Annotated in this window: 13 protein-coding genes; 8 read left to right on the forward strand and 5 right to left on the reverse strand. The window is 71.1% G+C overall.

Annotated elements, in window-relative coordinates:
* The 4 genes from VO99_RS27185 to VO99_RS27200 all read left to right on the forward strand — a co-directional run.
* Positions 1 to 476, forward strand: a 476-nt coding sequence (locus VO99_RS27185; RefSeq protein ID WP_046116108.1) for a manganese catalase family protein, incomplete at its 5' end; no start/stop codon positions are given.
* Between the two features lie 16 nt (positions 477 to 492).
* The gene (locus tag VO99_RS27190; RefSeq protein WP_046116109.1) at positions 493 to 954 is read left to right on the forward strand and encodes a CBS domain-containing protein; all 462 of its coding nucleotides are present in this window, start codon (positions 493 to 495) and stop codon (positions 952 to 954) included.
* Positions 955 to 1,177: 223 nt separating this feature from the next.
* Entirely contained in the window at positions 1,178 to 1,411 is a 234-nt protein-coding gene (locus VO99_RS27195) for a hypothetical protein (protein ID WP_157039838.1), read from the forward strand.
* Positions 1,412 to 1,705: 294 nt separating this feature from the next.
* Positions 1,706 to 2,611, forward strand: a complete 906-nt coding sequence (locus tag VO99_RS27200) for a S8 family peptidase (RefSeq protein WP_198157100.1) — start codon at positions 1,706 to 1,708, stop codon at positions 2,609 to 2,611.
* 48 nt (positions 2,612 to 2,659) lie between these two features.
* On the opposite strand, the gene VO99_RS27205 is transcribed toward VO99_RS27200, so the two are convergent.
* Genes VO99_RS27205 through VO99_RS27215 form a run of 3 tightly spaced genes read right to left on the reverse strand, consistent with a single transcriptional unit; the run spans position 2,660 to position 5,882 of the window.
* On the reverse strand, positions 2,660 to 3,196 hold the full coding sequence (locus VO99_RS27205; protein ID WP_052736677.1) for a uracil-DNA glycosylase family protein: 537 nt from the start codon (positions 3,194 to 3,196) through the stop codon (positions 2,660 to 2,662).
* Entirely contained in the window at positions 3,193 to 4,536 is a 1,344-nt protein-coding gene (locus tag VO99_RS27210) for a cytochrome P450 (RefSeq protein WP_052736678.1), read from the reverse strand. Before VO99_RS27210 ends, VO99_RS27205 begins: the two co-directional genes overlap by 4 nt.
* Positions 4,533 to 5,882: a response regulator gene (locus tag VO99_RS27215; protein ID WP_046116111.1), complete on the reverse strand. Its 1,350-nt coding sequence runs from the start codon at positions 5,880 to 5,882 to the stop codon at positions 4,533 to 4,535. Before VO99_RS27215 ends, VO99_RS27210 begins: the two co-directional genes overlap by 4 nt.
* Before the next feature lie 147 nt (positions 5,883 to 6,029).
* Here VO99_RS27215 and VO99_RS27220 point away from each other — a divergent pair, with 147 nt between their 5' ends.
* Entirely contained in the window at positions 6,030 to 6,272 is a 243-nt protein-coding gene (locus VO99_RS27220) for a DUF378 domain-containing protein (RefSeq protein ID WP_046116112.1), read from the forward strand.
* On the opposite strand, the gene VO99_RS27225 is transcribed toward VO99_RS27220, so the two are convergent.
* Positions 6,244 to 7,041, reverse strand: coding sequence for an SGNH/GDSL hydrolase family protein (locus tag VO99_RS27225; RefSeq protein WP_046116113.1), 798 nt, complete (start codon positions 7,039 to 7,041; stop codon positions 6,244 to 6,246). The genes VO99_RS27220 and VO99_RS27225 overlap by 29 nt on opposite strands.
* A 135-nt stretch (positions 7,042 to 7,176) precedes the next feature.
* Between VO99_RS27225 and VO99_RS27230 the strand changes: the two genes are divergently transcribed.
* The 3 genes from VO99_RS27230 to VO99_RS27240 are packed head-to-tail and all read left to right on the forward strand — an operon-like array spanning position 7,177 to position 9,995.
* Positions 7,177 to 9,480, forward strand: coding sequence for an FdhF/YdeP family oxidoreductase (locus tag VO99_RS27230; RefSeq protein ID WP_046116114.1), 2,304 nt, complete (start codon positions 7,177 to 7,179; stop codon positions 9,478 to 9,480).
* Between the two features lie 36 nt (positions 9,481 to 9,516).
* Positions 9,517 to 9,780 (forward strand): VF530 family protein, encoded by a 264-nt coding sequence (locus tag VO99_RS27235; protein WP_046116115.1) that lies wholly within the window; start codon positions 9,517 to 9,519, stop codon positions 9,778 to 9,780.
* Between the two features lie 5 nt (positions 9,781 to 9,785).
* Positions 9,786 to 9,995, forward strand: a complete 210-nt coding sequence (locus VO99_RS27240; protein WP_046116116.1) for a SlyX family protein — start codon at positions 9,786 to 9,788, stop codon at positions 9,993 to 9,995.
* A 3-nt stretch (positions 9,996 to 9,998) separates the two neighbouring features.
* Here the strand turns inward: VO99_RS27240 and VO99_RS27245 are convergent, their stop codons facing one another.
* Positions 9,999 to 10,277: a hypothetical protein gene (locus VO99_RS27245; RefSeq protein WP_157039839.1), complete on the reverse strand. Its 279-nt coding sequence runs from the start codon at positions 10,275 to 10,277 to the stop codon at positions 9,999 to 10,001.
* Positions 10,278 to 10,671: the final 394 nt, after the last annotated feature.

Consider the following 10,671-nt stretch of genomic DNA (forward strand, 5'->3'; position numbering starts at 1 on the left):
CGGCCGACCTGCGGTCCAACATCGCGGCCGAATCGCGCGCCAAGATCGTCTATGAGCGTCTGATCGCGCTGACCGACGACCCGGGCGTGAAGGAGGCGCTGGGCTTCCTGATGACGCGCGAAGTGGCGCACCAGAAGAGCTTCGAGAAGGCGCTGTACTCCATCCAGCCCAACTTCCCGCCGGGCAAGCAGCCGCCGGTCAAGCCTTTCGACGGCATCTACTACAACATGTCGCAAGGCGTGGGCGACCTGCGCGGACCGTGGAACAGCGACGAGAACTTCACCTACGTCAGCGACCGCGAGGAGCAGGCGGCGGTGGACGGCAGCGATGGCCAGTTCAGCGTGAAGCTCACCACCGACGAAGACCAGGTGGTGCAACAGATGGCCACGCGCACGATGTCCGATCCGCAGTCCGATCCGACGACCGGCGCGGACCTGGGCAGCGGCCAGGCCCTGCTGCAGCCCGGCACCAAGTAAGCCGGAGCGGCATCGCATGAAAACCACCGTGGCCGACCTGATGACCCGCGGCGCGCATGTGATGGCACCCGACGACAGCCTCGACCTGGCCGCCCGGCTGATGGACGACCTGAACGTCGGCGCCATGCCGGTGTGCCGTGCCGACACCTTGCTGGGGATCGTCACCGACCGTGACATCGTGGTGCGCGGCATTGCGCGCAACCGCCCGGTGGACAGCACGCCGGTTTCCGACGTGATGAGCGAGCACGTGCGCTTCTGCTTCGAGGACCAGCCCCTCAACGAGGTGCTGCCCGAGATGCGGCAGGCGCAGATCCGGCGCCTGCCGGTGCTCAACCGCCAGCACCGTCTGGTGGGCATGCTGAGCCTGGCCGACCTGGCCACCAAGGCCAGCCCCCAGGCCGCGGCGGACGTGCTGAGCGCCGTCTCCGAGCCGGCCGAGCCGGATCGGACGGCGATGCCGCAGAAGCGGGCAGCCTGAACCCGGGATGCACGCCCGGCGGGCGTGCACCTTCCCGCTTGCTTCCCGCGTGCCATGGCGCTTTGCACGAGGAGCTGGCCGTTTCTTCATGCACCGCGGCGGCACGCCGGTCCGCAATGTTGACGATGGCGGCGCACCGAGTTCCGCCAACCATTCGCCTGCCTGAAATGCATGTCGATGCGTGCCATGCAAGGCCTGTGCAACTGCACGCGAAGGAATGGTCATGGAACTCACCCCCCAAGCTGAAGCGCAACTGCGTACCGAAATTCAGCAAGCGATGCAGGCGCAAGGCGATGCGGTCTTGCCGCAAGGCGTCCTGGACATCTGCAAGCACAAGGAAATGGTCCTGCAGTTCATTGACATCCTCGTCGGCTTGCTGCCCGGTGTGATCGGAAAGCTGGCTGGCAAGGCGATCAAGATCGCCGCGGAAACCTGGTTCTCCAGCAAGTGCCGCTGACCGCCCGGCGCCTGGATCCCGGAGAACCGCGATGAATCAAAAGTACGTAGTGCTGCGCAGCGCCAGACAGTTGGTGAGCGACGTGTTCGCGATCCCGTCGGCTACTGCGCTCGAGATGCCGATGCCCGTGGCCACGGAGACACTCGAACTGAGTCGACGCGAGGTGATCGACCTCGCGGCTGACAGGTCCGTGGTGGCGCTGGCGCCATCGATGCCAATGTCGCTCATCGAGCCTGTGAACGTCGAGCCGCCATCGCGGCCGACCTGGATAGGCCCGCCTGGGGCGTGCGGGCTGTGGGTGCCGACCAGAGCCGGTTCGATGGAAACGACATTGTGGTCGCGGTGCTGGACACCGGCATCGACCCCTCGCATGTCGCGTTCCAGGGCGTACAACTGGAGCGTCGGAACTTCACCAGCGAATCCGACGATGATTTGCACGGACACGGAACCCATTGCGCAGGGACCATTTTCGGCCGTGACGTCAACGGTGTGCGCATCGGCGTGGCCCCCGGTGTTCGACGTGCACTGATCGGCAAGGTCCTCGGGGAAGGCGGCGGCAGTTCCGATCGAATCGCCGAGGCGGTGCAGTGGGCGGTCAATGGCGGGGCCAACGTCGTGTCGATGTCGCTGGGCATCGACTTCACCGCCTATGCGCGGTCGTTGGAGCACGAGCAGGGGCTTCCCGAGCCGGCAGCCATCTCCCGCGCCCTGGAAGGCTACCGGCAGAACGTGCTGTTGTTCGAGCGCCTGGCCCTGTACCTCAAGTCGCTGAACCGCCCGGTCGTCATCGTGGCCGCCGCCGGCAATGCGAGTAACCGCGATCGGCCACCGTTCTATGAAGTGGCAGTCGCACCGCCCGCGGTGGCCGACGGGTTCATCTCCGTGGGCGCTGTGGGTTTGAGTCCGGGTGGTTTTGCAGTCGCGGGCTTCTCCAACACCGGCGCCAACGTTGCCGCACCTGGCGTGGATGTGGTGTCGGCCAAGCCAGGCGGCGGCCTGGTCACGATGAGCGGCACCAGCATGGCCACGCCGCACGTGGCCGGAGTGGCTGCCCTGTGGGCCCAGCAGTTGCGCCAGGCGAATGTGCTCACGAAGCTGAATCTGGAAGCGCGGCTGGTGGGCTCCGGCTCGCTGCATGGCTTCGTGCCCGGCGTCGACGTGGCCGATACCGGGGTTGGCATGGTGCGTGCACCTCGCTGAGCGGGCCGCGGCAGCGCGCAGCACGGCGATGCCGCGGCGCGCTGCCAGTCACCGCGCAGCATCTGCCGACGCCGCCACCCGCAAGTCCTCCACCCACGCCGCATAGGCCGCATCGAAGTCCTCCCGCGGCATGCGCAGCAGGGCCGAGGGATGCCAGGTGACCAGCACCGGCGGGCCTTCGGGGCGTTGCAGCCATTGGCCATGTTCGCGGGTGATGGTCACGGTGCGGCCCACCTCTCGCTGGGCCGGGGTCTTGTGCATGCGGCGTTTGCCGCGCAGCTCGAACTTGAAGTGCTTGACCGCATTGGTCACGTACAGCGCTTCCCGCGGCAGCCCGGCTTGCTGCAGCGCCTGGTCCAGCAGGCGCCCCGCGGGCCCCACGAAAGGCCGGCCCTGAAGATCCTCGGCATCGCCTGGTTGCTCTCCCACCAGCATCAGCGCCGGCGCCAGCGCACCCTCGCCCCAGACCGTCTGTGTCGCAGGCTCGCCCAGCGGGCATTCTCGGCAGCCGGCCGCGGCCGCGCGCAGGGCGTCGTTGTTTTGCGGCGGCGCGGCGGGGGCGGGAGACGGGGCCGCGGCCTTCACCGCAGCACCGGCGATTGCGGCAACAGCAGCATGCGGTCGCGCGGCAGCGCAGGCAGGCGGCTCATGTCGATGGAGAGGTCCTGCACCGGCACGCTGTAGTGCAGCTCATGCAGCAGGAACTGCAGCGTCTGCGTCATCAGGCTCTCCGCGATGCCTTCGCCCGGGCAGCGGTGGTGCACCTCGGCCTCGCCGCCGCCTTGCGGCACGAAGCCGAAGGGCCGCTGCTCCGGCGGGCCGATGTGCTCGCTGCCGGGCCGCGGCTGCTGTCGCCGCTCGGGCCGGAAGCGCTCGGGGCGGAAGGCCCCGGGCGTCTGCCAGGCGCGCGCGTCGTGGTTGGTGCCGTACAGGTCCAGCAGCACCCGCCGCCCGGCCGGAAAGGCGTAGCCGTTCCAGGTGAAGGCGCGACGGGTGCGGGCCGCCACCGCGGGAAAGAAGGGGTAGTAACGCCGCACCTCGTGCACGAAGCAGGCCATGGCCATGCGCTGGTCGGCCGGCGGCGCGCCCAGCAGTGCCTCGCGCTGGCCGGGCTGCTGGTGCAGCGCATGCGCGGCCAGCACCGCATAGACCGCCACCGCCACCGTGGGCCGCAGCAGGTTCAGCAGCTCCACGCCGGCAACGGCAGCGGGCAGCAACTCGCCGTCGGCCTCCCGGTGGCTGGCGATGCGCTCCAGCGCCGTGGCCTCGGTGGACGCACTGACGCCGGCGCTGCGCACCGCCTCGACGAGGCCGGTGGCCCAGGCATCGGCGGCCTGGCGGGCACGCCGCGAACGCAGGTGCTGCAGGTTCATCGCGCCTGCGCCATCGAACAGCAGGCTCAGCTGCTGGGTGCGCTGCTTCACCTCGGCCTCGGGCAGCGGCACGCCGGCCCAGGCACACACCGCACGCGTGAACACCTCCTGCGCCGCGGCATACAGCACCACCGGCTCGCCGGCCCGCCAGCCGGCGGCGGTGCGCCGCCAGGTCTCGCGCACCTGCTGCGCCAGGGCCTGCACCGGCTGCGGCCCGCACAGCGAGACGAACAAGGCCTTGCGATGGCGGTGCCGCTCGCCGTCCAGGCCCTGCACGCCGCCCTGGCCGAACAGCGTGGCCTCCAGCGCCTCCGGCGCGGCGCCGCGGCGGGCGAAGCGTTCCTCGTCGTAGAACAGGCGCGCGGCCTCCGGGCCGGTGAGGCACAACGTGGGGCGCAGCAGCAGCCGGGCCTCGAACACGTCGGTGCCGTGTTCGCGGCAGCGGCTGCCGATGAAGCGGTAGGGGTCGGCCATCAGCGCGAGGCTGCTGTCTATCTGCGGGTCGCGCGGGATGGGCCGGCTGGCGGTGGGTGGCGTGGTGTGGGTCGTCATGCGCATGCCTGCAGCAAATCAGGCTCCCGCCGGGTGGCGCACCAGCGCGCCAACTCGGCCTGCAGGGTGTCCGGTTGCAACGGGCCCGGCAGGCAACCGTCGGCGCCGGCCTGTTGGGCGCGCCACAGGGCATCGGTGGACAGGGTGTCGGCCTCGGCGGACGCCCCTTCGGCATGGGCCAGCAGCAGAACGCGACACGGCGGTGCATGGCCATGGCGCTGCAGCTCGCGCAGGCGGCGGGTGGCTTCGCAACCATCCAGCACCGGCAGCTGGAAGTCCAGCAGGGCGAGCACCGGCGCCCGCTGCTGGCAGGCCTGCAGGGCCTGGGGGCCGTCGGCGGCCAGGTGCACTTCGTAGCCCAGCGCATCCAGCATCGTGCGGGCCAGCATGCGCAGCGCGGGCTGCGGCGTGGCCACCAGCACCGGCAGGCGGTCGGCCGTGGTCAGCGGGGCCGGTCGGGTGCCGCCGCTGGGTGCGTCGGCGCTGCCGGCCAGCGCCTGCGTCCAGCGGTTCCAGTCGCCGCGGCTGAACGGATGGCAGCCCAGCACGAAGCCGGGCAGCGTCTGCGGATGCAGCAGCCAGGGCGATCCCGCCTCCACCGCCAGCACGCAGTGCACCCGCTCGGGCAGCAGCAAACGCAGCCGCTGCAGCGCCAGCACCGACAGGCCCGGGCCTTCAAAGGCGATGACCAGCGCCGGCCAGGCCTGGCCCGGACGCTGCGCACGCACGCGCCGCAGCGCATCGTCCAGCGTGGGCAGGGTGGTGACGGCCCAGCCGCGTGCCTGGGCCTGGCTGGCCACCGACGCGGCATTCACCGGATCGCCCTGCAGCAGCCATAGCCGCGGATGGCCACTGGCCGGCGGCGGCTCCAGCTCGCGCTGGGCATCGCGCAGCGGATAGGCCGCGCTGAAGAGGAAACCCGCCAGCGGCAGGCAGGCGAACTCGATGCGCGCCTGCGACGCGGGGCACAGGCCATGGGCACGCTGCAAACGCGGCTGGCCGGCGCGGCCGGAGGCATCCACGTCCACCACAAAGCCCATGCGGTCCAGCGCATGCAGCATCTGTGCATCCGCGCCCAGCCGGCCGGTGCCGCCCACCCGCAGCCGCAGCATGCAGCCGCCCAGCTTCTGGCTGCGCGCCACCGCATGGAAGGCCAGGAAGCCCTGCGACAGCAGGCCCAATGCACACAGGTACAGCCGGTGCAGGCTACAGGCCAGCGCCGGCGCCTGCGCGGTGCACCAGTCGCTGCCCTGCTCACCGAAGGTGTAGCTCAGGCTGCGTGCCGCCAGCAGCGGCACCACCTCCCTCACGCTGACGGCAAACAGCCGCGACACCGGCATCTGCATGCTGCCCTTTCGCAGTCCAGGCCCGGTGCAGGCGGCAATCGGCTTGCCAGCCGGCCCGGCAGCCGCGTCGGCACACGGCACGCCATGTGCCCATGCAGCGCTGTGCGCAATACCGCGCCGACAACCGCTTTTGAAGGACGTACCGACATGGACCGAACCACCGCAGCACCCGGGGTGCGCACGCATTCCACTTCCATCGTGGGCACCATCGCGATGATCCTGCTCATCGTCGGCGGCCTGAACTGGGGCCTGGTCGGCCTGTTCAACTTCGACCTGGTGGCCGCGCTCTTCGGCGCCGGCACCGTGCTGGCCCGCGCCGTCTACATCCTGGTGGGCCTGTCGGCGCTGTACGCCATCTTCCTCACCCCGCGGCTGTCACGCGCGCCTTGAGGGCGCCTGCGGCAGGCAGCAACCGGCTGAAGGGCGCGCTGCGCCGCAGCCGGTCGTAGCAATAGCGGTAGCTGGCCGCGCTGGGGTGAATGCCATCCCGCGCGAACCAGCGCTGGCGGTCCGCCACGAAAGGGTCGGCCGCCCCCACGCGGAAGAAGTCCAGGTAGGTGGCCCCCGCCCGGCGTGCGCAGCGCGCATAGATGCGGGCGGCCTGCCGCGTGCGCAGCGACATCCACCACGAGAACGGCGGCACGAACACCGGCGCATGGCCGATGTTGGCCGGCCCCAGCCACACCACCCGCGGCGCCACTGGCGCCAGCACCCGCATCAGCGCATCGGCGGCCTGTTCCAGCTGCGGCAGCCGGCGGGTGTAGAGCACGTCGTTGCCCCCGGCCAGCACCAGCACCGCATCCATGTGCGGCAGCTCATGCGCATGCGCGGCCACCTGCTGCGCCACGTCGGGCAGGCGCGCGCCGCTGCGGCAGGCGTTGATGAGCTGCAACTGCGGGTGGTCGCGCGCCAGCAGCGCCGCCACCGATTGCGCCGGCCCGCCGCCCACGCCCACGCCGGTGCTGTCGCCCAGCAGCAGCACGCGCTGCCGCGGGCCGTGCGGCCGCTGGGTGAAGGCGGTGGTGTCGGCCACCAGCCCGCGGGCAGCCTGCAGTGCGCGGCGCAGCCGGCCCGCCTGCAGCAGCGTGGCCCCGGCCACCACGGCCAGGGCGAGGGCGCCGCCGAGTCTTGCGGCAAGGGTGTCGTCGGATCCCGTCATGTGTCTTCCGTGCCCAGGTGGCGCGGCAGGGGCGCCGCCCGCTGGCTTGGCAAGGGCTGTTCCGCACCCTCGGGCGGTGCAGGTGCATTGATTGCCGCAGCCACCGTTCCGCAGTACCGCATCCGAAGGCCCGCCATGAGCAACGACGTCGAGATCCAGCCCTATGACGGCCCGGTGGGTGGCTGGGGCTCCGTGAGCTCCATCGCGCGCCGCGTGCGGGACGACGACGCGCCCACCGCGCTGCCGGAGCTGGCGCGGCAGAACAAGCCCGACGGCTTCGCCTGCGTCTCCTGCGCCTGGGCCAAGCCGGCCAATGCGCACCTGGCCGAGTTCTGCGAGAACGGCGCCAAGGCCACCTTCGCCGAGCTGACCCGCCGCCGCGTGGGCGCCGAGTTCTTTGCCCGCCATGCGGTGTCCGAACTGCTGGGCTGGCCCGACCAGGCGCTGGAGCACGAAGGCCGCCTCACCGAACCGCTGCGCTACGACGCGGCCACCGACCGCTACGTGCCGGTGGGCTGGCAGGAGGCTTTCGCCGACATCGGCGCGCAGCTGAAGGCGCTGCAGACCACGCCCGATGCCACGGTGTTCTACACCTCCGGCCGCGCCTCGCTGGAGACGGCCTACCTGTACCAGCTGTTCGCGCGGCTGTACGGCACCAACAACCTGCCCGACAGCTCCAACATGTGCCACGAGAGCACCTCCGTGGCCCTGAAGGCCGCGCTGGGCGTGCCGGTGGGCACCGTGAAGCTGGAGGACTTCGAGCACACCGACTGCCTGTTCTTCTTCGGCCAGAACGTGGGCAGCAACAGCCCGCGCATGCTGCATCCTCTGCAGGCCGCCAGCGAACGCGGCGTGCCCATCATCGTGTTCAACCCGCTGCATGAGCGCGGGCTGGAGGAGTTCACCAATCCGCAGCGGCCGCTGCAGATGGCCACCCGCAGCACCACGCGCATCGCCTCGCGCTACCACGCGGTGAAGCCGGGCGGCGACATCGCGGCCATCACCGGCCTGTGCAAGGCGCTGCTGGAGCTGGACGATGCCGCCCAGGCCGATGGCCGGCCACGGCTGCTGGACACCGCCTTCATCGCGCAGCACACCCACGGCTTCGACGACTTCGCCGCCTTCGTGCGGGCGCAGGCCTGGCCCGACATCGAGGCCGCCAGCGGCCTGCGGCGCTCGGCGCTCACCGAGAGCGCGCAGGTGTATGCCAAGGCCAGTGCCACCATCGGCGTCTACGGCATGGGCCTGACCCAGCACGAGCTGGGCGTGGATAACGTGCGCATGCTGGTCAACCTGCTGCTGATGCGCGGCAACATCGGCAAGACCGGCGCCGGCGCCTGCCCGGTGCGTGGCCACTCCAACGTGCAGGGCCAGCGCACCGTGGGCATCGCCGAGAAGCCCGAGCTGGTGCCGCTGGACCGGCTGGCCGCGCAGTACGGCTTCGAGCCGCCGCGCCACAAGGGCATGAACACGGTGGAAGCCTGCGAAGGCGTGCTGGACGGCCGGGTGCAGGCCTTCATCGGCCTGGGCGGCAACTTCGTGCGGGCGGTGCCCGACCACCATGCCATCGAGCCGGCTTGGCGCCGGCTGCAGCTCACGGTGCATGTGGCCACCAAGCTCAACCGCAGCCACCTGCTGCCCGGCGCCACCAGCTACCTGCTGCCGTGCCTGGGCCGCATCGAGCGCGACCTGCAGGCCGGTGGCGTGCAGACGGTGAGCGTGGAGGACAGCACCGCCTGCATCCATGCCTCCCGCGGCCAGCATGCGCCGGCCAGCGAGCACCTGCTGTCCGAGCCCGCCATCGTCGCCGGCCTGGCGCGGGCCACGCTGGCGCCCAATCCGCAGGTGGACTGGACCGCATGGGTGGCGGACTACGGCCGCGTGCGCGATGCCATCGAGGCCACCTGGCCCGACCAGTTCGCCCAGTTCAACCAGCGCATGCACCAGCCCGGCGGCTTCGCGCGGCCGCTGCCAGCGGCGCAGCGGCATTGGAACACCGAGAGCGGCAAGGCCGAGTTCAAGGTGCCGCCGCGGCTGGACGCCGCCTTCGCCGGCGATGGCGGCCCCGACGTGCTGCGCCTGGTCACGCTGCGCAGCAACGACCAGTTCAACACCACGGTGTACGGCTACGACGACCGGCTGCGCGGCATCCAGGGCACCCGCGACGTGCTGCTGATGAACCGGGACGACATGCGGCGCCTGGGCGTGGCCGACGGCAGCCAGGTGACGCTGGCCTGCGCCGCCGCCGATGCCGGCCCGGCCGACGGCGTGCTGCGCGAGGTGTCCGGCCTGCGGGTGGTGGCCTACGACCTGCCGCCGGGCTGCTGCGCGGGCTACTACCCCGAATGCAACCCGGTGGTGCCGCTGAACCACCATGCGCGCGAGAGCAAGGTGCCGGCGGTCAAGTCGGTGCCGGTGCGGGTGCGTGCCGCCGCCTGACGCCGCGCGCGGCCGCCATGGAATACTGCCGCCCCCATGACCGACGCACCCGCCCCCGCCAGCCAGCCCCGCAACCCGTTGCACGGCATAACGCTGGAGGCCATCGTCACCGCGCTGGTGGCGCACTACGGCTGGCCCGGCCTGGCCGAGCGGGTGCCGCTGCGCTGCTTCAGCACCGACCCCAGCGTGGCCTCCAGCCTGAAGCTGCTGCGCAAGACGCCCTGGGCGCGCGAGAAGGTGGAAGGCCTCTACCTCTTCATGCTGCGCGAGCAGCGGCGCGGCCCCCGCGGCGGCGCCTGAACACCATGTCCACCGACGACGACCGACTGACCGAGCTGGAGATCAAGGCCAGCTTCACCGAGGACCTGCTGGACCGCCTGAACGACATCGTGGTGCGCCAGCAGGCCCAGATCGACCTGCTGCTGCGCGAGGTGGCCCAGCTGCGGCGGGAGCAGCCGGCGCCCGATGCGATGCCATTGCGCAGCCTGCGCGACGAGCTGCCGCCGCACTACTAGTCGTCAGTGGTCGTCCAGCAGCCCGGCGGCGGCCAGGCCGATGCGCAGGGAGGACAGCCGGTGCTGCAGGTCGGCTTCGCGCTGTTCGCCGGCGCGGGCGGCCTCGCCCATCTCGGCCAGCAGGCGGCGCTGCGCGGCCAGCGCCACGCCCTGGCGCACCGTGGGGTTCTGCTCGTACTTGCGGGCCAGCCAGTCGGCGCGGGCCTCCAGGCGCGCCTGCCAGGCCCGCAGCACCTGCGGCTGCATGGAGTCGGACTCTTCAAGGACGCGCCATGTGAACATGGCCGGCAGGGTAGCGGCAGGTCCGGCGGCTGGCGAGCCCGTCAGGCGGTTACTGTTGACCGCGCGGGCCTGGGGACGACGATGGTTGCATCTGCAAACAATTCCGGCTTGTGCGGCGCAGCATTTAGTCGGGATACGGCCTATACTCCGCTCGTCCGAAGCGCAAAACCGCCGCCAAGATTGAGGCGAACCCAGGGAACTCGTACCCCTGCGCGAAGAAGCCGTCATCCGCCACCCCGAGGGGCCGGCGATGTCCGGAAGCCGAGCCCGCCGCCAGAGATGGCCGCGGGCTTTTCTTATGGCTGCGCCGGATTCACTCCACGATCACCAGGCCATAGGGCACCCGCCCCACCGGAATGCTCTTGACGGCCTTGGCCGCGGCCACGTCCACCAC

Source organism: Aquincola tertiaricarbonis, assembly GCF_000969605.1.
Taxonomy (GTDB): domain Bacteria; phylum Pseudomonadota; class Gammaproteobacteria; order Burkholderiales; family Burkholderiaceae_C; genus Aquincola; species Aquincola tertiaricarbonis.